The 22,202-nt window shown below is 26.6% G+C and carries 21 protein-coding genes; 11 read left to right on the forward strand and 10 right to left on the reverse strand.

The window, feature by feature from the left end:
* Window positions 1-134 precede the first annotated feature (134 nt).
* The 7 genes from BRSU_RS02325 to pnuC form a co-directional block, all read right to left on the reverse strand.
* Window positions 135-1,886, reverse strand: coding sequence for a BspA family leucine-rich repeat surface protein (locus tag BRSU_RS02325; protein ID WP_048593609.1), 1,752 nt, complete (start codon window positions 1,884-1,886; stop codon window positions 135-137).
* 645 nt (window positions 1,887-2,531) lie between these two features.
* Window positions 2,532-4,304 carry a BspA family leucine-rich repeat surface protein gene (locus BRSU_RS02330; RefSeq protein WP_048593610.1) on the reverse strand — a complete coding sequence of 591 codons (1,773 nt, stop codon included), beginning with the start codon at window positions 4,302-4,304 and terminating at the stop codon, window positions 2,532-2,534.
* Between the two features lie 20 nt (window positions 4,305-4,324).
* Window positions 4,325-5,392: a DNA replication/repair protein RecF gene (gene recF, locus BRSU_RS02335; protein WP_048593611.1), complete on the reverse strand. Its 1,068-nt coding sequence runs from the start codon at window positions 5,390-5,392 to the stop codon at window positions 4,325-4,327.
* A gap of 171 nt (window positions 5,393-5,563) precedes the next feature.
* On the reverse strand, window positions 5,564-6,748 hold the full coding sequence (metK, locus tag BRSU_RS02340; RefSeq protein WP_048593612.1) for a methionine adenosyltransferase: 1,185 nt from the start codon (window positions 6,746-6,748) through the stop codon (window positions 5,564-5,566).
* A 153-nt stretch (window positions 6,749-6,901) separates the two neighbouring features.
* Window positions 6,902-7,888: a vWA domain-containing protein gene (locus BRSU_RS02345; protein WP_048593613.1), complete on the reverse strand. Its 987-nt coding sequence runs from the start codon at window positions 7,886-7,888 to the stop codon at window positions 6,902-6,904.
* Between the two features lie 179 nt (window positions 7,889-8,067).
* Window positions 8,068-9,075 carry an AAA family ATPase gene (locus tag BRSU_RS02350; protein WP_048593614.1) on the reverse strand — a complete coding sequence of 336 codons (1,008 nt, stop codon included), beginning with the start codon at window positions 9,073-9,075 and terminating at the stop codon, window positions 8,068-8,070.
* 12 nt (window positions 9,076-9,087) lie between these two features.
* Window positions 9,088-9,774, reverse strand: coding sequence for a nicotinamide riboside transporter PnuC (gene pnuC, locus BRSU_RS02355; RefSeq protein ID WP_048593615.1), 687 nt, complete (start codon window positions 9,772-9,774; stop codon window positions 9,088-9,090).
* A 126-nt stretch (window positions 9,775-9,900) separates the two neighbouring features.
* Here pnuC and BRSU_RS02360 point away from each other — a divergent pair, with 126 nt between their 5' ends.
* From BRSU_RS02360 to BRSU_RS02400, 11 genes are all read left to right on the forward strand, one after another.
* On the forward strand, window positions 9,901-10,632 hold the full coding sequence (locus BRSU_RS02360; RefSeq protein WP_048593616.1) for a transcriptional regulator: 732 nt from the start codon (window positions 9,901-9,903) through the stop codon (window positions 10,630-10,632).
* Between the two features lie 149 nt (window positions 10,633-10,781).
* The gene (locus BRSU_RS02365) at window positions 10,782-11,438 is read left to right on the forward strand and encodes a hypothetical protein (RefSeq protein WP_048593617.1); all 657 of its coding nucleotides are present in this window, start codon (window positions 10,782-10,784) and stop codon (window positions 11,436-11,438) included.
* Between the two features lie 71 nt (window positions 11,439-11,509).
* Window positions 11,510-11,857, forward strand: coding sequence for a hypothetical protein (locus BRSU_RS02370; RefSeq protein WP_048593618.1), 348 nt, complete (start codon window positions 11,510-11,512; stop codon window positions 11,855-11,857).
* Window positions 11,858-12,089: 232 nt separating this feature from the next.
* The gene (locus tag BRSU_RS02375) at window positions 12,090-12,836 is read left to right on the forward strand and encodes a MerR family transcriptional regulator (protein ID WP_048595120.1); all 747 of its coding nucleotides are present in this window, start codon (window positions 12,090-12,092) and stop codon (window positions 12,834-12,836) included.
* 155 nt (window positions 12,837-12,991) lie between these two features.
* Window positions 12,992-13,183: a hypothetical protein gene (locus BRSU_RS14760; protein ID WP_245158033.1), complete on the forward strand. Its 192-nt coding sequence runs from the start codon at window positions 12,992-12,994 to the stop codon at window positions 13,181-13,183.
* Window positions 13,184-13,258: 75 nt separating this feature from the next.
* Window positions 13,259-13,519 carry a hypothetical protein gene (locus BRSU_RS14765; RefSeq protein ID WP_245158034.1) on the forward strand — a complete coding sequence of 87 codons (261 nt, stop codon included), beginning with the start codon at window positions 13,259-13,261 and terminating at the stop codon, window positions 13,517-13,519.
* Between the two features lie 126 nt (window positions 13,520-13,645).
* Entirely contained in the window at window positions 13,646-13,876 is a 231-nt protein-coding gene (locus tag BRSU_RS14770) for a hypothetical protein (RefSeq protein ID WP_245158035.1), read from the forward strand.
* Window positions 13,877-14,542: 666 nt separating this feature from the next.
* Window positions 14,543-15,667, forward strand: coding sequence for a chorismate mutase (locus tag BRSU_RS02385; RefSeq protein WP_048593619.1), 1,125 nt, complete (start codon window positions 14,543-14,545; stop codon window positions 15,665-15,667).
* The gene (locus BRSU_RS02390) at window positions 15,660-16,187 is read left to right on the forward strand and encodes a shikimate kinase (RefSeq protein ID WP_048593620.1); all 528 of its coding nucleotides are present in this window, start codon (window positions 15,660-15,662) and stop codon (window positions 16,185-16,187) included. The genes BRSU_RS02385 and BRSU_RS02390 overlap by 8 nt, the downstream gene beginning before the upstream one ends.
* 88 nt (window positions 16,188-16,275) lie before the next feature.
* Window positions 16,276-16,974 carry a DUF554 domain-containing protein gene (locus BRSU_RS02395; RefSeq protein WP_048593621.1) on the forward strand — a complete coding sequence of 233 codons (699 nt, stop codon included), beginning with the start codon at window positions 16,276-16,278 and terminating at the stop codon, window positions 16,972-16,974.
* Window positions 16,975-17,019: 45 nt separating this feature from the next.
* Complete coding sequence (locus BRSU_RS02400) at window positions 17,020-18,144, forward strand: hypothetical protein (protein ID WP_048593622.1); 1,125 nt, start codon at window positions 17,020-17,022, stop codon at window positions 18,142-18,144.
* Between the two features lie 392 nt (window positions 18,145-18,536).
* Here the strand turns inward: BRSU_RS02400 and BRSU_RS02405 are convergent, their stop codons facing one another.
* The 3 genes from BRSU_RS02405 to fusA all read right to left on the reverse strand — a co-directional run bounded on the left by BRSU_RS02405 (window position 18,537) and on the right by fusA (window position 21,952).
* Window positions 18,537-18,947, reverse strand: coding sequence for a hypothetical protein (locus BRSU_RS02405; RefSeq protein ID WP_014488657.1), 411 nt, complete (start codon window positions 18,945-18,947; stop codon window positions 18,537-18,539).
* Between the two features lie 8 nt (window positions 18,948-18,955).
* A complete protein-coding gene (locus tag BRSU_RS02410; protein ID WP_048593623.1) occupies window positions 18,956-19,774 on the reverse strand; it encodes a PTS sugar transporter subunit IIA in 819 nt (272 codons plus the stop codon).
* Window positions 19,775-19,861: 87 nt separating this feature from the next.
* Window positions 19,862-21,952, reverse strand: coding sequence for an elongation factor G (gene fusA, locus BRSU_RS02415; RefSeq protein ID WP_048593624.1), 2,091 nt, complete (start codon window positions 21,950-21,952; stop codon window positions 19,862-19,864).
* Between the last annotated feature and the right edge of the window lie 250 nt (window positions 21,953-22,202).

Genomic DNA, 22,202 nt, shown 5'->3' on the forward strand with positions numbered 1-22,202 from the left:
ATACAAATAATTTTTTTATCTCAACTTTTTCAGTGGTATATACTCTGCATACTTCGTCAAAGAACCATACGAAGTACGACTACGGCAGGTGAAAGTGCAAATTAACAAGTTATATATAATCTTGATATAATTTCTTATTTTTCTACATACCAAGAAGGAGGATTATTTTCTATAGGCGAATCAATAAAAGCATATTTCATATTAATATTTTCTCCTAACTCCCAAGATTCTAAATCCTGATTAAAATTAATACAATAGGCAAAGGCAAATGATATATCTTTAATATTAGACATATTCCATTTGTATAAAGGCTGATTGAAACTTGAAGCCCCTTTAAACATTCCGTGTATAGATTCAATATTACTCATATCCCAATCATTCAAAGGCTGATTAAAACTTTTAGCTTCCTCAAACATAGAATATAATTTTTTTACTTTGCTTATATTCCATTTGGAAATATCCTGATTAAATGAATATGCATTTTCAAACATATATTCCATACTCTCAACATTAGATACATTCCAATTACTTAAATCACTGTCAAAACTTGAACAATCAGTAAACATAAAAGCCATATACTTTACATTAGAAACGTCCCAATTGTTTAATGGCTGATTAAAAAGTTCACAGCCAGAAAACATATGTTCCATATTAACAACTTTGGATACATTCCAATTATTAATATTATGATTAAAATGCAAAGCTCCTCTAAACATGTTATGCATATCTTCTACATTTGATGTATCCCAAGTTTCTATTCCGTCAAATTTTTTAAGTTTTGAGTTCTGAAATAATCCTGACATATCAGTTATTAAGCTAGTATCTATTTTATTAAATTTTACTTTTTCTTTTATCAATTTTAATAATTCCACTTTGTCTTTAGGTTTATACTTTTCATTATCTTTTAATTCTAATTTGTTAGATTTTGATTTTTTATATTCTGATATAATACTATCTTTATTTTCAATTAGTTCTTTTAATTCATCATAATAAGTATTTTCAAGTTTATTAATAAAATCTTTAAGTTTATTATATTTAATAACTTCTTTATACACTTCTTTTATATCACAGTTTTCAAGCATATTTAAAAGTTTTTTCCTATCATTTACTTTTTTAGATATAAAATAAATATTTAATATGGATTTTATGTCTTTAAAAGAAGAAGCACCCAAAAAAAATTCCCAAATAGAACAGCCTTCATTAATGATCCAATTTTCTATAGAATAATTAAAACTTTCAGCACCGCTAAACATATGAGCCATTCTTCTTACATTAGAAACATTCCAATTATTTATATCCTGATTGAAACTTCTAGCTCCCTCAAACATAGCAGTCATATCTTCTACTTTATTTACATTCCAATTATTAAGAGGCTGATTAAAATTATATGCCTTTGCAAACATACTCTGCATATTTTCAACATTAGAAGTGTTCCAATTATTTAAAGGCTGATTGAAATTTATAGCCTTATAAAACATACAGCTCATAGTAAATACTTTAGAAGTATTCCATTTATCAAGAGGCATATTAAAACTTTCAGCTTCAGAAAACATAAACTCTATATCTTTTACATTAGAAACGTCCCAGTCATTTAAAGGCTGATTAAATTTTTTAGCACTTGCAAACATACCTGACATATTAGTAACTTTTGAAACATTCCAATTATTTATGTTTGAATTAAAATAAGAAGCTCCCATAAACATTTCAGACATATCTGTAACATTAGAAGTATCCCAAGTTTCTATGCCATCAAAATTTTCTCTCTTGCTATTTGCAAATAAACATTTCATATCGGTAATTAAACTTGTATCAATATTTCCTAAATATATATTTTCATCTTTCAATAATCCTTTTAATTCGTCTTTTGTCTGAGGTTTGTATTTCATTATTATGTTCCTTATTGTTTTTTATTATTCTATATTCTTATGTGTATTTTTCAATTGTAAAATTAGAGTATTTTACATAAATAATTTTTTATCTCAACTTTTTCTGGACTTCGTTAAAGTTGATGCCATAGGCATGCTTCGCGAAAATTTAATTGCTACACTTTATATTAAAAATATACCTATTAAATATAATATATAACCTATAAAAATGCAGTTCTTTTGGTTCTCGCCGCAGGCGGGCTTCGCCTATACCAATAAAAGAACTGGGGGTGTGGGGGCTAGTCCCCACAAATAACCTAAATTTAAAATTGTGTTTTTTGACAAACTCTAAAATTTTCAGTATATACCTAAACAATTTTAAATTGTCAATTTTTAGTTTTTTATCAATGTTATTATAACTTATAAATAATATGAAATATTAGCATATAGTAGCAAAATATGTTTTAAATGTAATATAAAATTATATATTTGTAAAATAATGAGTAATCAGCCGCACGTATAGTTTGCTATCCATAATGATTTGCAGTACCGTGCGGAAAGCCTCCGCGAAGCGTACCCAATGGGTATAGGCGAATAGTTGGCAAAATGAAATCATTTCAGTATATACAATTTATAAAGTATATTACAATCCAGTATAAATAACTTTTAATTTTTATACCAAGAAGGAGGATTATTTTCTATAGGAGAATCAATAAAAGCATATTTTATACTAACATTTTCTCCTAACTTCCAAGATTCTAAATTCTGATTAAAACTTTTAGTAAAACAAAACATTAACGACATATATTTTACATTAGATACATTCCACTTGTCTAAAGCACTATTAAAATTAACAGCTCCTTGAAACATACAGCTCATATTTTCTACATTAGATACATTCCAGTCATTAATATTTTGATTAAAATTTTTAGTATAATAAAACATTTTAGACATATCTTTTACATTACTTACATTCCATTTGTATAATGGCTGATTAAAACTTTCACAATTAGAAAGCATACCTTCCATATTAACAACTGATGACACATTCCAATCATTAAGCGGATAATTAAACTTTTTACATTTCTTAAACATATAACTCATATTTTCTACTTTTGAAACGTCCCAGCTCTCAATATTATGATTAAAACCTGATGCTCCCTCAAACATACTTTCCATATTCACTACATTAGATACGTTCCAACTTTCTATACCGTCAAACTTTTTTAATTTGGAACCTTTAAAAAGATTACTCATATCTGTTATTAAAGAAGTGTCTATTTTATCAAGTTTTGTTTTCTCTGCTATTAGTTTTATTAATTCATTTTTGTTTTTTGGCTGATACATTTTAGTTTGTTTACTATCTTTTTTATCTTTTTTTGTTTCTAATTTCTTTTCTGATTTTTCTAATTCTTTATATTCCTTTATAATTTCTTCTTTACTATCAACTAGTTCTTTTAATTCATCATAACAAGTATTTTCTAACTTTTTTAGAATATCAGCTACAGATTTTTTATTATATTTTAATCCGATTTTATAAACTTCTTTTTTATCAAATTTACTTATAATTTTTTCAAGATTTGATATAGCAGACTTTGAGCTTTGAAAAGAATATATTTTTAAAATTAAATTCAATGAAACATTATTAAAAATTCTGTCGAATTCTTTAACATTTTTAAAATTCCAGTTTTTAATATTATCCTGATTAAAAGATGAAGCATTAAGAAATGCTTGATTCATATATTCTATTTTTTCTGTTTTCCAACTGTTTAAATCCTGATTAAATGAAGAGCAATTACAAAACATATTTATTATATTTTTTAAATTAGAAGTATTCCAATTATTAAGAGGCTGATTAAAATTAGAAGCTCTTTCAAACATATTATCCATAAATTCTACATTAAAAACGTCCCAATTATTTAAAGGCTGATTAAATCTTGAAGCTCCAAAAAACATACCGTTCATACAGTCAACTTTAGAAGTATTCCAATTATCCAAAGGTTCATTAAATATTATACAGCCGTAAAACATTTCTCTCATACTTTCCACATTAGAAACGTCCCAGCTATTTATATTTTGATTAAAATTTTCAGCATTCTTAAACATCTCCATCATGTATTTAACATTTGAAGTATTCCATTTATCTAAAGGCTGATTGAAACTTTTAGCACCGCAAAACATAGCAGACATAACTGTAACATTGGATACATCCCAATTATTTATATTATGATTAAAATTAACTGCATTTTTGAACATTCCGCCCATACTTGTTACATGAGAAACGTCCCAAGTTTCTATACCTGAAAAATCTTCTCTTATATTATTAAAAAACAATGTACTCATATCAGTTATTAAACTTGTATTAATATCGCCTAAATATATATTTTCATCTTTTAACAATTCTTTTAATTCATCTTTTGTCTGAGGTTTATATTTCATTTTTAGATCCTCTATAATTTTTACATTCTTATATTTGGTATATCAAATACTTTTCCGTTTTCAAAGTTTTTCACTTTCTCTTTTTCTGTTACTGTTATGAATACCTGTCCCAAAGTTTTTATATATTCAAGTATATTATCGCGTCTTGTATTATCAAGTTCAAGCATGGCATCATCTATTAGTAGAATAGGGCGTTTTTTCCTGTACTCTGATAATATTTTTTCACTTGCCAATTTCATTATAAGAGTGAACATTCTTTTTTCGCCCTGTGATGAGAATTTCTTTGATAATGAATCTTTATAGAAGAATTGATACTCTGCTCTGTGTATACCGAAATAGGTTGTACGCATTCTTATTTGTTCTTGTAATGTGCTTTCTAGTTTTTTTATATATTCGCTTTCATTATTTATATCTTCTATTGTAGATTGATATTTTATTGCATAAGGGTTTTCATTATGAAATATATTTTTATAAATTTCATTCATGTTTTCTTCTAAAATTTTAGAATATTTTTTATTTTCATTAGCTATATAAATTGAAAGTTTTGCCATGTCGCTATTATAAATATATGCTTCATTAGGCTTTGTACTTAAACAAATATTTCTCATTTTTAAAAGCTTATTATATTTGATTAAGCATTGTAAATATTCTAATGATATTGTTGATATAAGCATATTAAAATAATCGCGTCTTAATTTTGGTTCTGCTATTACCAAATCTGTATCATTGGGAAGGAATATAACATAAAGTATTTTTCCTATTAAATCTTTTCTTGATGATACTTCTTTTTTATCTATAAATACTTTTTTTATTTTTTTTTGATATGCTATTTCTATATTAGTGTCATAATTAAGTTCATCTTCTCTAAAAACACCGCGTAAAAAATAATTATCATTACCATTTTTTACAAGTTCCCTGTCAAGTCTGGTTCTAAATGATACTCCATTTCCAAGCATATATATTGCTTCAAGTATATTAGTTTTGCCGGAGCCATTATGACCATAAAGTACATTAATTTTATCAGAAAATTCAAATATATTTTCATTGTAGTTTCTAAAAGAACGTAATGTAAGTTCTTTAAGTATCATTTTGTAAGCCTTTAATATTATAGTGAAAAGTATTATATATTAAAATATTAAAAATAGTAGTGTTTTATATTATTAAGTTTTTTAAAAATAAAAAATAAGGCTTGTCAATATATAAATATTAACAAGCCCTGAATGTTTAAAACTTTTTATATTTTATTTTCTTAAAAGTAATTATTTAGCATTAGCAAACAAATCTTTTATATCTGTTTTTTCCCAAGTGAACTCTGGAAGCTCTCTGCCGAAATGTCCATAAGCAGTAGTTTTTTCGTAGATAGGTCTTCTTAAATCTAATCTTTTGATTATACCTGCAGGAGTTAAATCAAGTTCTTTAGCAACTATATTCGCTAATACTTCATCATGTACTTTTGCTGTACCGAAAGTATTAACATATACAGATAAAGGCTCAGGAACACCAATTGCATAAGCAAACTGTACTAATGCTCTGTCAGCTATACCAGAAGCAACAATATTTTTAGCAACATACCTAGCCATATAACAAGCACTTCTGTCTACTTTTGTAGGATCTTTACCAGAGAAAGCTCCGCCGCCATGAGCACCATGTCCGCCGTAACTGTCTACGATGATTTTTCTTCCTGTTAATCCGCAGTCTCCCATAGGTCCGCCAACTACGAATGAACCTGTTGGGTTAATATAATATTTTGTGTTTTCATCAAGCATATTAGCCGGACATATTTCATTAATAACATATTTTTTAATGTCAGCTTCTATCTGCTTATGATCAACACCAGCAGCATGCTGAGTAGAAATAACAACAGCTTCTATTCTTGCAGCTTTACCGTCTTTATATTCAACAGTAACCTGACTTTTTCCGTCTGGTCTTAAATAGTCAACTACTTTGTCTTTTCTAATCTTAGTTAAACGTTCTGCCAATCTATGGGCTAAATGTATAGTTAAAGGCATGAATGTTTCAGTTTCATTTATAGCATAACCGAACATTATACCCTGGTCGCCTGCACCCTCAGAAACATTTGATGATTCAGAATTGAATAATCCTTTTCCGGCACTAACTCCCATATCTATATCTGGAGACTGTTCTGCAATAGACTCCATGACAGCACAAGTATCAGCGTCAAAACCCATATCGCTGCTTGTGTATCCTATTCGCCTTACGGTATCTCTAGCGATTTTTTGATAATCCAATTTAGCTTTTGTAGTGATTTCTCCGGCAATCATGATCATTCCAGTTTTTGCCAAAGTTTCACATGCAACTCTAGAATTAGGATCTTGTTTTAAACATTCGTCTAAGACCGCATCGCTTACGGCATCGCAGATCTTATCAGGATGGCCTTCTGTTACCGACTCAGAAGAGAAATAATAATTCTTTATCTCTGCCATAGTTTTACCTCTTTTTAAAATATAATCATGTTATTGTATATTGGTTAACATAAATAGTCAAGGAATTATTTGATAATTATTACAAATTAGTATAAATAACTATAAAACTATTATTATATATAGTATTATTTTTATGTTATCATACATATCAAACTATGGTATTATCAAAAATCTGGTTGTAGAAAGTATAATACTCAGGCATAAGCAAAGAAAAGCTATTATAATAAATGGTTTATAAAGTTCATCATACTGAATCAAGTCATCATCTAATATAGGCTTTTTTTCTAATCTGTCTATTGTATTATAAACATTATCTAAAGCGGAAGCGTTTTTAGCATTGAAATATTTACCGCCTGTAGTAGCTGCTATATCTATTAAAGATTCTTCATTGAGTGTAAAATCTGCCCTTATTCTTCTTTTACCATAGCTAGGATCATCATAAGTAACCCAAGCATGACTTCCATTGGCATCACCTATACCTATTGTATATATTTTTATGTTGAAATTTGATGCTATTTCAGAGGCTAGTTTAGGATCTATTTCTCCAGAGTTATTTTCACCGTCTGTAAGAAGTATTATGATTTTTTCATTATCTTCTTTTACACTTCTAAGCATATCAACAGCAGTAGCTATTCCAAGCCCTATTGATGTAGAACCTTCTTCATCTATTTCTATTTTTTTTATTTCTTCTTCCAATGAAGTATAGTCAAATGTAGCAGGTGAAAGCACAGAAGCACGTAAAGCAAATGATACTAAACTTATTTTATCAAAATTTCTCTTTTTTATAAAGTCTATCATAGTTTTTTTTGAAGCTTCAAGCCTTGTAGGCATCATATCTTCAGCCATCATAGAAGGAGAAACGTCTACTACAAGAGAAATATAAATACCTTCTCCATTAATATCTGATAGATGTGAAACTTTTGCAGGACGTGCTAAACCTATTATAGAAAAAGCAAGTGCCAAAATAATAAGCATAAATGGGATATCTTTAACATAATATCTTGATTTTAATACTTTAGACATACTTACTCTTGGATGTTTTACAGAATAAGAATGATTCTTTCTTGTTTGTATATATAAAAATATTATAATAGGTAAAGTTAGCAGTAAGAATAAAAATTTCGGAGATACAAAAGTCATTTACACATTTTCCTAATCATAATTTTAATATTAAAACATAATAAATAAAGCAAAGTAATATTTGCTAAATTATTATACTAAAATACGGATAAAAGTAAAGTATCATATAGCCAATAGATGTATATTTAAATTAAATGTAATAATAAAAATATATGCAAATAATTTATGAAAATATCATTTTATTTTTCTAATAATTTATTTACTATATAAACAGATTTTTTAAATCTTGACTGATAATCTCCATTTATAGAATAGTATTTTATATTTAAATTATGGAGTATATCTTTTATTTTATTGCTGTATTTAATTCTGTCATTCTTTATTACTTCGCTTCTGTCGCCGTCCTGAACAAAATCAACATCAGGCTCTAAAAATAGTATAGCATCATATTTATTTATATGTATAATAGCCTTTGCAAGTCTTTCATTATCAATAATATTTTCATCTTCTAAGAAATGCATATAAAAATTTGTAATTATAGCATCAGTATCAACAAATAATATTTTATTGCTGCTTTCTATTGATTTTATTTCATTTAATTTATGAGTAAGAAGTATTTCCGTAAAATCTTCTGAAAGCATGAGTAAATCAGTACCAGATTTTTCGGATAATTCTCTGCCTGCTTCTTCTATATAGTTGGTATTATAGTAATTTGCTAAATTAATTGTGAGAGTGGATTTTCCTGTGCTTTCGCTCCCTAATAATAGAACTTTTTTTGTATAATAAGGCTTTACTATATTAGGCAAATAATCCCAGTATTTATAAACATTTTCTCTAATTTTTGAAGAACTTATTTCATTTCTCTCTATAAATATTAACTCTGAATCTTTATAATATCTTGTATAAAAAGAATCTTTATTTTTATAATCATCTCCGCAAAATACAGCATCGATTTTTTCACCTATAGCATTTTTTATTTTTATAGAATCTTCTTCCCAAAAATCTTCTGTATATTCTTCTTTTGTATTTGCATTATCTTCTATAAATATAATCTTCACATTTCCAATATGCTTTGTTAATTGATAAAGCCAGCGGTATCTTATTTTTTTATCAATTTCATTTCTGTTATTACCTACAGCCAAAACAATATAAAGTTTTTTACATTGATTAGCAGCTTCTATTATGCATCTTACATGCCCAAGATGAAGAGGATTGAAAGAACCTCCGTACATTCCTACACTATACATAAAAACTCCAAATTATTTTTGTAAATTAGCTTCTCTATACCATTTAATAAACATAAACACAGCATTAATTAAATAAACACTCCACATAAGCAAAGTTGCTATATTATCTCCGCCGCTTGAGAAATTAATATACCATATAGAAATATTTAAAATGTTTACTAATATCCACATTATCCATTGTTCTGTACATCTCTTTACGCATAGTATCTGAGCAGTTACAGCAAATACAGTACTTGCACTATCAACAAATGGAAGCGAACCGCCTAATTTTTTTAATATAAGTCCGTAAATAAATATTGATATAAAAGATAAAGCAAATATTATTATTTTAAATTTATTATTTAATTTTGTTTTTATTACTTCTTGGCTTTCACTATTTATATTTTTGCTCCATAATACAAAACCAACTATATTCATAGGTATATAATAAAATACATTGAGCATAAACTCACCGTAATATTTTGCATTAAAAGCTATAATAGAATAAAGAATAGTATTGACCATTCCAAATATATATGAAGATAATTTTCCTTTACCAGTAAGTATAACGCATAATATACCGCTTATTGATGATACTATACCAATAATGTTTTCTTTCCAATAAATAGAAAGCGATAATATTATAGCGCTTGCAATTATAATCCATATAACTTCTATGGCTTTCCAATTTTGAAGTTCATTTTTTATGAAGTTTTTCATTATAGTTTTTTATTTTTACAATTTTTTGATTTATTTTATACTTATAGTTTATAAAGTCAATAATTGCTCAAATAATATTTATAGTATAATATATGAAAAATAATAAAAGTATTTTTAGGTTTTATAATGGCTTCAAATAAAAATAGTAAGGCAAAACAATTCAATATAAAAAAACATAATAGAAGATATATAATTGAAAAATATAATACATCTTCAAAATATGATTCATATGAAAGTAGTATAAATAAACGCTATGATAATTATTATATTCTTCATTCTCTAGAAAATATAGTAAATAAAATTAATGCACTTAAAAAAGAAAATAATGATATAAAAGTATTATTAGTATCAATGAATTCAGGAAAGTCTACACAATTAAAAAAAGGAAAGTATAAATATATAGAAATAGAGTTTGATAAAAATTTGCATTATAAAGAAAAAGATTCTGATTATACAGATGATATTTATTTATTTTTATATGAAAATAAAATTTGCTTTTTTGAAATAGGCGTATTTTTAGAATTATACAATAATTTAAAATCTTATGAACAATTTAAATATACTCATTCTTCACAAGCTTTCTATATTTATCAAATAATTAATAAAATAATAAGCCCTTATAAATTAATATATGATAATTACCGCTTTTTAAATAAAGAAATAAGTTATAAAGATATTATAAAAAATATAAAAGAAAATGATTTTGAACTTATAATCAAATATAGAGAAATTGAAAGATTAAAGAAAGTGATGCAGGAATATTTTGATGATAATAATAAAGAAGATACTACTCCAATTCTTCCTTCATATGGATTGTATAAAGAAGATAAGAAAAAGATACTAGATATTATACATTAGAAAGTTTAATAGTTTTAGATGAAATATTAAGAATATATAAAGATATAAAAACTACAGATTTTGTATTTATTAGGAATATAAGCTATTTAGATGATGCTGAAGATATAGCAAAAGAAATATTTAATTTTGATAAAATACTTAAATTAGAGATGTACAGCAGAAGTGAAAAATATATAAAAGGAATTTGTTTAAATATAAGCGATGATAAAGAAAGACAAAAAGAAATAAAGAAAATTGATATAAAAAATATACTTAATAATTTTGAAACTATAAAAATAAATGACTTAGAGAATATAATATTTTATTTGTATGATACAATACTTAGTCTGATAGGAGATAATAAGAACTATAATATAAAAGAAGATGAACAGGTACAAAAAGGCATTTTATATTATGACAGTGTTTTTCATTACTTACAATATTTTATAGGATATTTATTTAATAAAGAAATTATAAATGAAGAAGAGTATGTAAAAATAATAGAGCTTTATATTTATAAATATAATACACTTAGAAATCATAATATTTATAGATTTTACAAATTTTATTTAAATAACGAAACAGCAAAAAAGTATAATATAGAAAATTACGGTATTATTAATTATTATGTTTACTATTATCAAAATGAAGAAAAAATAGTTAAAAATTATTCAATATATGATTATAAAGAAATATACATTTATTATTATAAGTTTATATTGATGAGTATTGCATACAATATTGTAGGCTATCATAGAGATGAAAAAGCTTATATAAAAACTAGAATAGAAATAAAAGAAGAGAGAGAAAAAATCCAGATAATATAATATTAAATTTAGAAAATACCTATAAAGAAGAGTTTAAAAAAATAAAAAATTATATTAATAAGTTTAATATAATGCTTAATAATTTATACTTTATTAATATTATTGATTATGAAGAGTATAAGAAATATAATTGCTTTAAGTTGGAAGAATTAATAAATTATATTTGTGATTTAATCCAAGATGAAGAAAAATTTATAAATATAGAAGAAAGTATAAAAGAATTTGAAGTATATAAATTAATAATAAAAGAAATAGAACCAATAAAAGAAAGTAAAATTATATATGATAGATATAAATTATTTTATTTATTTTTAGAAGAAGAATATAAATTAAGCTGTGAAGAATTATCAGACATAATAAGAAAAATCAATAATTTCTATAATATATACAAACAGATAGAAATTCCTATAAAAAATTAAAAAAACTTATTAATTTCAATTCAATTGACCTCCATACAAACATGTAAAATTACAAAAAAATCAAAACTGTTAGTATATAACCATACTTATATGTATCAATATAAAAACTTTACATATAAGTATGGTAAGGTATAAGAAAATAAAATTAATATTATTTAATGAATTGTATAATATTAATTTAATATTTTGTAAAAATGTTCTTTCAAAATTTAATTATTGGGTAATTGACTGTATGGCTAAAAGAGATGAAAACAACAATATAGATAAAAATGCTAAGAGAGACATAAACAATTTTGATTTATATTATTTTATAAAAAATAAAAAATATTACTTGCCAAGATATTCATTTATTTTGAAAAGCAAAAAAAGATTAATGTCTATAGGAGAATTTTTAAATCTTTTGGAAGAAAATAATATAAAGAATATGAGCATTAATTTATTAAGAGAATGGGATAATAAAGAACTTCTTCTAGCATATAGAGTTGAAAAAGGAATGATTAGAACAGAAAGCAGATACTATATAGTGGAGCATATTGATATTGTAAAAGAGATAGTGAAACTAAAATCCTACGGGCTTGAAATAAGAGAGATAGAAAAGGTTATTTTTGAAAATAAATCTTTTGAAATACTTTTCCTATCAAAAATAATAAAAAATAAAGAGTTATTTATGAAGATGAAAGACATAATAAATAATATAGAAGAGATTGAAAACAAATTAGCAGTTTCGCTTTGTAATGAAATTAAAACAATTTTCAATATTAATGATGATGATTTTAAAGACACTTTTAATGATAAATATTTAAACACTATATTGAATGATTATAAAAAGAGCAATTTAAATACTGATGAATCAAGCATATTATTATTATCTTTAATACTTTTAAGTTTGTATAATTCTTATGATAATAATTCTTTTGACAAGAAAAAATTCTCTAAACAGTTTTATAAAATCATTAGTGAAAATAAAAATCATACCTAACCATACTTAGGTGCATACTTTATTGATTAATAACATTGAATAAAGAGCAAATATATTTAATATAGATAAACGCTTTAAAACATTTGATAATTTAATTAAAGATTATAAAAAATCTTTAATTGTTATAAATAAAAAATATTTAAGGAGCAACTAAAATGAAAAAACAATTATTCAAATTTCTTTTATGCCTCACAGCAGTAATATTTGCAGTAAGCTGCGGAGGAAATAATGATTCCCCTACAAATCCAACTCAAGGAGAATTTACTGTTAATTTTGAGTCTTATCCAGAACCAGCAGACAAAACAATAGGAACTTCATCAGAAAAAACTTCTTTCACAAAAGAATGAAAAATTAGATGTTATCCTGGTACAGATGCTAAAGTTGAGATAAGTAAAGTTACACCTGTTACAGCATCTGGAAGCGTGTCATTAGAGCCTGCAGATTTTGAAGTATTAACTCCTACAGTATCAGCAACAGCAAATGAAATAAGAATAGTATTATCTGCATCAGGAATTGAAAAAGTAAAAAAAGCAACAGCTGGACAAGTATCTGAATATACATTTACATTCTTATTCACAAGAACATCAGATAATAAAACAGCTACATCAGAAACTAAATTAAATATTGTTAATATAGATATAATAAATCAAACTGATATAGAAACAGCAATGAAAAATGCATAAGATGGTGATACAGGAAAAGGAAATCTAGTTGTAGGTACAGGACCTAAATGGGTATTTAGTTTATCTAGTTTTACACTAAATAAAACTTCAGGATTTACAGCTACAGCTCAAAGTACTTCTGGAAGTATGTATGTTAGTAGTGCTGAAAGTGCTATTACTTTGCAAGCTAAAGCAACAGGTTTTTTATTTAGTGCTAAAGGAAAAAAAGATACTGAAAAGCAAGCAACACTTACAATTACTGTAAAACTTAACAATAGCGGATATATGCTTGATGATGCTATAAATTATGTAGCAACAGACTGTTTCAAATTAATTTTAAGTATTGGACAAACAGACGGAACTTGGAAGCAGCTATAAATTAAATCAATCAATATTCTAATAAAAGCCTGTCTTAATATTTTATTATGATAGGTTTTTTTATATCTATAAAGTCGTATTACCACACGCTGAACTAGCTATAAAAATAAAATCAATCAATAATTAAACATTTACTATAAATTTAAATTCTGCTTACCGCGTGCTGTTAAAGCTCTCAAATTTAAAAAACGCTTGGGTGGGCATGCTTTTTCTTAATTGGCTGTAAATTCTTTACAATTTTATATCTAGTATATACTGAAACAAATATATTTTGTAAATTTTGATATTTTTTTTAGATGTATTATCAACTTTTTTGACGCACACGCTCTGCGGACTTCGTCAAAGTTTTTATCCTTCGGATACGCTTTGCCAAAAACGCAATTACTAGAACTTTATATTAAATATATACTTATTAAATATAGGATATAACCTAAATTTAGACCATAAATGCAGTTTTTCGCAAAGCGTATCCGAGCCTGTCGAGGATATAGGTTCTCGCCTGCCGAAGGCACGCACAGCGAGGTGGGCTGTGCCTTATATCAATAAAAGAACTGGGGGTTCGGTGGCTAGTCCCCGAAAATAATAAAAATATAAAAACTATTTTTTGACAAAGTATATTTGTTTAGGTATAATCTTAAATATTAAAAACTATAAAAGGACATAACTATGCTTAATGATGAATTACAGGAATTAAGAAAAGATATTGATAGAATAGATAAGCAAATAGTAAATTTGATAGATGAAAGAATGAAAGTAAGCTTGAAAGTAGGGGAGACAAAAAAGAAATATAATGCCCCTATATTCGATCCAAAAAGAGAAAAAGAAGTTATAGCAAAAAAAATAGAATTGCTTGAAAATAAAGAATTGTCTAGTTTAATTACTACTATTTATAATGATATAATGTATACATCAAAACAGCTTCAGAAACATTTGATTGATGAATGTAATAGTAAAGAAGATAAAAAAGAAGATGATAAAGAAAATATAAAATACGATGAAAAGATAGTGTATCAGGGCAGAGAGGGCGGAAACGGACATGAAGCTGCTTTAAAATTTTTCGGAGAGAATGCTAAACTAATAAAGAAAGAACATTTTGATGATGTGCTTGAGAGTATAAGAAGCGGAGAATGTTATTATGGAGTTTTGCCTTTAGAAAATTCTTCTACAGGAATGGTTAATGAAGTTTTGGATATACTTGCAGATTATAATTGTAAAATAGTAGGTGAGGTTTATCTTCCTATAGAATACGGACTTATGGCAAAAAAAAGTGCTAATATAAAGGATATTAAAAAAGTTATATCTCATCATCAGGCTTTGAAGCAATGTTCTAATTTTATAAAAGAAAATAATTTTGAAGAGATGACAGCATCTAATACAGCAGAAGCAGCATTCATAGTTTCTAATGGAGATGATAAAGAATTGGCTTCAATTTCTAATAAGCATGCTTGTAAAATTTATGATTTAGAAATGCTAGAAGAGAATGTTGAAAATATTAAAGGAAATACAACCCGTTTTATTATAGTTGCTAATTATGATAATGCTTTGAAAAAAGGCAATAAGATGACTATAAGATTCTTACTTCCTCATGAAAACGGCAGTTTGGCAGATTCTTTGAATAAATTGAAAAGTTTTAATTTAACTTCTATAGTAAGCCGTCCGCATATTGAAAGAAAATGGCAGTATTATTTTTATATTGATATGACAGGTGATTTTGAAAAAAGTAAAGAAGAATTTGAAGAGTTCAAAAACAGTGTAGAAAATTTAATTGTTTTAGGTGTGTATAATGAATAATATAAAAAATAATAATATTATATTTATCGTAGGTTTACCCGGATGCGGAAAAAGTGCATTATCAAAAATGCTTGCTGAAAAATTAAATTATGATTTGTACGATATGGATTCTTTTATAGAGCATAAAGAGGGCAGAACTATAACAAATATTTTTGCTGAAAATGGAGAGCCTTATTTTAGAAATATTGAAAGCGAAGTTCTTGAGGAATTAAGCAATTTAAATAATGCCGTTATATCCACAGGAGGCGGTATTGTTCTAGCTCAAAAAAATAGAAACATCATGAAAGATAAAGGATTAACTATTTTTATAGATAGAAATCCTGATATTATACTTGAAAATATTGACCCTAGAGAAAGACCTCTTCTAGCTAAAGATAAAAATAAATTATTAGAATTATCTAAACAAAGAGATAGTTTATACAGAGAATCAGCACATATTATATTCACACATAATACTTGGGAAGATAATATTGATAATACTTTTAAAAAATTTTATGATTGTATCATTAATTATATTTAAAAATTACTATTGATAAAAACAAAAAGAAGTATTATATTATTTTATTTATATAGCAAATTATATATTATAATAATGTTAGGATTAAAATATGATAGCCGTTTTCGTTAATATGATAGCTGTACTTGTTGGTTCTCTTATAGGTTTTGCATTCAAAAATAAATTATCAAAAAGGTATGAAGAGCCTGTTTTTATTGCTGCCGGTATAATATCTCTTACTATAGGTATAACTATGGCTATAACTACAAAGCATATATTAATATTTGCAGTGTCAATTATGCTTGGAGGAGTTACTGGTACATTTTTTAGGATAGAAGAAAAAATAGAATTATTCGGAGAGTTTTTAAAAAATAAATTTGCTTTCAAAGAGAATTCAGGAAATTTTGCTTTAGGTTTTCTTACTTCTTCAATACTTTTTTGTTCAGGTTCAATGTCTATAGTAGGTTCATTTCAGGCAGGAACTCAAGGCGTATATGATTTAATATTTACAAAAAGCGTAATAGACGGATTTGTTGCAGTATTTATGTCTACAGTTTATGGTATAGGTGTTGCTTTTTCAATAATAAGCATATTTGTTTATCAAGGAGCTTTGACTATACTTTCATCTTTTTTAGAGCCTTATGTTTCTGAAACTATGCTTAATGAAGTTTCCGCTGTAGGAGGTGCTACTGTTATGATGATAGGAATAAATTTATTGAAATTAGCCAAAATAAAAACAGGAGATTTCCTTCCTGCATTAATTTATTCTATTTTACTTGTTTTACTTATACCTTATATTCAATTTTTATGATATAATATATTAATATGATATTATAAATGTTAGGAGATATTATCAATGGAAGACATAGTAAAAGAGTATATTGACTACACTAAGCAAAAATCAAATATTGAAGAGGTAGCAAATAAAAAACTTGTATCTCAAAATGAAAAATTTTTAAAATTAAAAGAATATGTAAAAGAAAATCATGATAAAGAATTGGATATATGCAGACAAATAGCATCAGAATTTGAAAATATGGATATACTAAAATCATATTATGCTGCTAATTTTGTAGGACATTCACTTCATCATGAAGATATAATAGATGATGAAATAGGAAAAAATATTATTAATTTATTTTTTAGAAATATAGATAATGCCTGCCGTTTCATAGAAAATGCCGCTCAGCTTTATAATGTAGATGAAGATGATCTTACCGATGATGATATAGCCCGTATTAATATAGATATTATGTACAGACTTGATTATAAACCTTTAGAGGCATTTATTGGAATTGATATGATGATACCTCCTGTTATGACAGTTATATGTTCTAATCAGGATTTAAGAAAATATTTTATAAATTTAGGACTTGAGGATCATATAGAATATTTGGAAGGTTATGTTAATGCTTTATCTTATGTACATATTGGTATAGAGGCTTGCTATAAAACAAAAATTTTAGTTCTTTCTCCTAAAGTACAGAGAGGTTTTTATATAGAGGCTTCAGATATGAGCAATGGCTACTATCTTATAACTTTATTAGAAGCAGAATTATATAAAAAAGGATTATTAAAAAGATACGGTATAGATAATTATGAGTTTAATGAAACTATTTATAATATAGCCGCTGGAAATGAGCATCCTCAGGAATTAATGGAAGCAGAGGCACATCAGCAATACTATACTATATATGCACTTCAAAAAGACGGTACTTATAATATTGAAGATGAGAACGGAGAATTGGATTGCTACAAAATATTATACAGCGATATGTCTCCAGAAGAAATTCCTGATTTGGACGGCACTCATATATTGATTATGGATAGTGAAGGAATGTGGACAAAACCTGTAAAATGGGATATAAGCTACTTCACAAAACCTCATCAGAAATTGAAACCTTATGTAAAAATACTAGATGAGATATCAGATGAAGAATATAATAGTTGGATAGAAAAAATAAAGAATTCTAATTCATAAAAAATATAGTTATGTTATAACTTTTAAAGCTATAAAGGATCAGCTGATAATTTAGTTGTCAGCTGATTTTTTATTATATAAATAAAAAAATAACGGTTTATATTTTATATATACCTGAACAACTATATTTTGTCAATTTTTCTTTTTTATTAATATAAATTATTATTTTTTATAAAATAAAAGATTATCTAATATTGTTTAAATATGTTTTATCTGTAATATAAATTATTAATTTTTGTACAATAATAAGTAATCAGCCGCACGTATAGTTGGCTATCCATAATGATTTACAATACAGTGCGGAAAGACCCTATGGCGAATAGTTGACAAAGTTAAAAATTTTCAGTATAAAACTTATTTTATTATTATTTAAATTTTATATTTATTAGTTTTTATCTTATAGAAGTTTTGAATTCAGCTGTAAATGTGGAATCTTGATTATCTTTTACTGTTACTTTAGCATCATAAACAGCAGATGGAAGATATTTTCCATTTTTATCAAGTCCAGACCATATACAAGTAGCTGTTTTTTTGGAAGCGTCAATAGTTAAATCTTTTGAGTCCATTAAATCGCCGTTTTGAGAGTATATTTCTACTTTAGCACTTATAATTTCTCCACTATTAATAGAAACTTTATAAGTAGTATTCTCTTTAGACGGACTAAATGGGTTAGGATAATTATAAAACTCAGAAATGCTTGAGCTAGGTTTATTAGGCGAGCATGAAATATAAAGGAAAGCTAAAAGAAGTATTATTAAAATATTTCTTTTAGCTGTCCATATTTTTAATAAATTACTTATCATTAATGTTATCAGTCAGTAGTGAATAATATTCTTCCGCAGTGGAAACACATAATAATTTGATTTTGTCTTCTAACTTCATTAACAGTCATTTTAGGTATAGCTACATTACAAGCACTGCATTTGTAATTTTCAATTTTAGCTAAAGCCTCGCCTTTATTTTCTTTGATTCTCTTATAATTTTCTAAAACAGCTACATCAATTTTGCTAAGAATAGTATCTTTATATTTTTTATACTCTTCTAAAACAACATCAGATTTTTGCTGAGAGTGAGTAGAGCTATAAAGTTCATAAGCTTTAATTTGTATTTCAGCTCTTTCAAGTTCGATTAAGAATTTGATTTGTTTTTCAGCTTCAAATTTTTCATCTAATTTTTTGAATGATTCTAAAACGCCAGCAAGTTCATCATAGCTTTTAGTAGCCATTACTTTATCAAGTATTTCTTTTTGGTTAACTAAGAAGAAAATTTGAGAAAGATTTAAAAGGTAATCCTGAGGGTTATCAAGATCTGAAAGTATTGCAAATACAAGTTTAACAGGGCTTTTTTCATCAGAGTCTGAATCATAGTTAATTTCATTTTTTAAGAAACCAACGAATATATCAGTTCTTCCATAACCTTGTATTCTTCCATGAGGAACAGCAACCCCGTTTCCAATATTAGTAGTGTATTCATCTTCACGTTTTTTGAATGCATCAAAGATAGCATCTGCAGATGCAGAAGCAACTGGTGCAATTTTTTCACTTAACGCTCTAAAAAGTGATTCTTTGTCTTTTGATTCCAAATCTTCAAATACATGTTCTTTTGTGATTTTGTCAATTATTTTGAGCATACAATCTCCTAGTTTTATACATATTCTAATATTATATGATAGTATATAAAAAATATCAACTTTATTTTTATATACTAAACCCTAATTTTATTCTCCGCTTCCAAGCAATGCTTTTCTTTCCTCTATAACCTTATCGGCCAAAGGACCTGTAAGCTCTTGATAGTGAGAATGTTCCATTTCAAAAGTACCTCTTCCTGAAGTAGATGCTTTCATTTCTATAGAATAAGTAAGCATTTCAGATAGCGGCACTTCGGCTTTAATCATTTGTATTGTATTAGATGCTGCCTCCATACCCAAAATTTTGCCTCTTTTACCTGTAAGTTCATTCATTATAGAACCAGTAAACTCTTCAGGTACATAGACTGTAACTTTCATCACAGGCTCTAATAATACAGGGCTTGCATTTTTGAATGCTTCTTTTGCTGCCATAGAACCTGCTATTCTAAATGACAATTCGTTAGAGTCTACATCATGGTATTTACCGTCAAATAGTCTTACTTTAATATCAACCATAGGATATTTACCCAAAGGACCTTGTGCTAATGCATCCTGTATACCTTTTTCTACTCCCGGTATATACTGTTTAGGTATAGCTCCTCCAAATATATCGTTTATAAATTCAAAACCGCCGTCACGTGGCAGAGGTGAAACTTCTAAATGAACTTCTCCAAATTGTCCGCTTCCTCCGGATTGTTTTTTATGTCTATATTGAGCCTGAGCCTGTTTTCTTATAGTTTCTCTATAAGCTACTCTAGGAACACTTTGTTCTATTTCTGCTTTAGTAAGAGATACTACTCTTTCTAATGCTAATTTTACCTGTAAAGCCCCCATAGCTTTAATAATAGTTTCTTTAGTTTCGCTGTCATACTCTACATTGAATGTTAAATCTTCCTGAGCTATAGTGTCAAGAACTTCAAGAGCTTTTATATCATTTTTCAATATTTTAATAGCTGTAAAGTATATAGGCTGAGGTATTTTAAGAGGTAAGAACTGGAATGGAGCTGAAGGAGCACTTATAGTGTCTGCTGTTCGGCAGTCTGAAAGTTTTGCTAATACTCCTATATCTCCGGAAGTAATTGTATCTGCCTCAATTTGTTTTTTTCCTCTAGCTATATATATATGTGAAACTTTTTCTTTCTTTCCTGTTCTGGAATTGTATATTTCATCTCCGCTTTTTATACTTCCTGAACGAACTTTAAAGAATGATATTCTTCCTGCATATTGGTCTATTGTAGTTTTAAATACAAATGCTGCAAAAGGATTATTATCGCCTAATATAGTTCTTGTTGCAGGTTCATTAGTTAAAAGATCAGTACCGTCTGTAACAGGTACATAGGAAGGAGAAGGCATATATCTGATAATAGTATCAAGTAAAGCTCCCATACCTATATCTCTTATAGATGTACCGAAAAGTATAGGTACTACTTTATATTGAAGTATAGATTTTGTTAAAGCTTCAATATATTCTTCATCTGTAAATTTACCGCCATCTAAATACCTTTCCATAAGACTGTCATCAACTTCGCATACTAATTCTTTTAATCTGTCGCGTGTTGCTCTGTACTCTTCATAATACTCTTCAGGTATTTCTGCTTCTACAATTTTTCCATGCTCATCTCTAAAAAATGCTTTATGATAAATAACATCTATTATACCTTTAAAATCTTTACCATTACCCATAGGTATTTGTATGGGAACTACAGGCGGTTCTTTAAAGTTATTTTCGATTTTCTCCAATAAAGCTTTATGATCAACCATTTCTTTATCTATTTTATTGATAAATACTATTCTAGGTCTTCTGAAATTATTAGCCATTTGCCAATGTTTTTCAGTTTCTATTTGTATACCGAATTCTGCATCTATAACAACAATACAAGATTCAGCTACTCTTAAAGCAGGATTAATTTCACCGCTGAAATCACCAGCCCCAGGAATGTCCAGCAAATTAATTTTATGATCTTTCCATTCTATAAAACTTAAAGAAGTACGTATAGACATTTTTTGTTTAATTTCTTCGTCTGTATAGTCACTGACTGTAGTTCCTCTTTCGATTTCACCTTTTTTATCTATAGATTTAGCTCTATAGAGTAAGGCTTCATTCAAACTAGTTTTACCGCTTCCTACATGCCCTAGAAGTGCAACATTACGAATACTTTCTGGGTTATAAATTTTTCCCATAAACATTCCTCCTTTGGTAACAGAAATTGTTTTGATATAATAGATTATTTATTATATTATTTGATTTGTTTCTAAAGAAGCTTAAAGAATAAGCTGATTCATAGAAAACTAAGTAATGCATGATAACTCAAGTATAGTAAAAAAAATATCAAAAATCAAATTTTATATACTATTTTTAATATTAAACAATAATGAATAAATTGTTAATAAATACTAATTTTTATTTATTATGCTTGCTATATATTTAAAA

This window comes from Brachyspira suanatina, from assembly GCF_001049755.1.
Lineage (GTDB): Bacteria > Spirochaetota > Brachyspiria > Brachyspirales > Brachyspiraceae > Brachyspira > Brachyspira suanatina.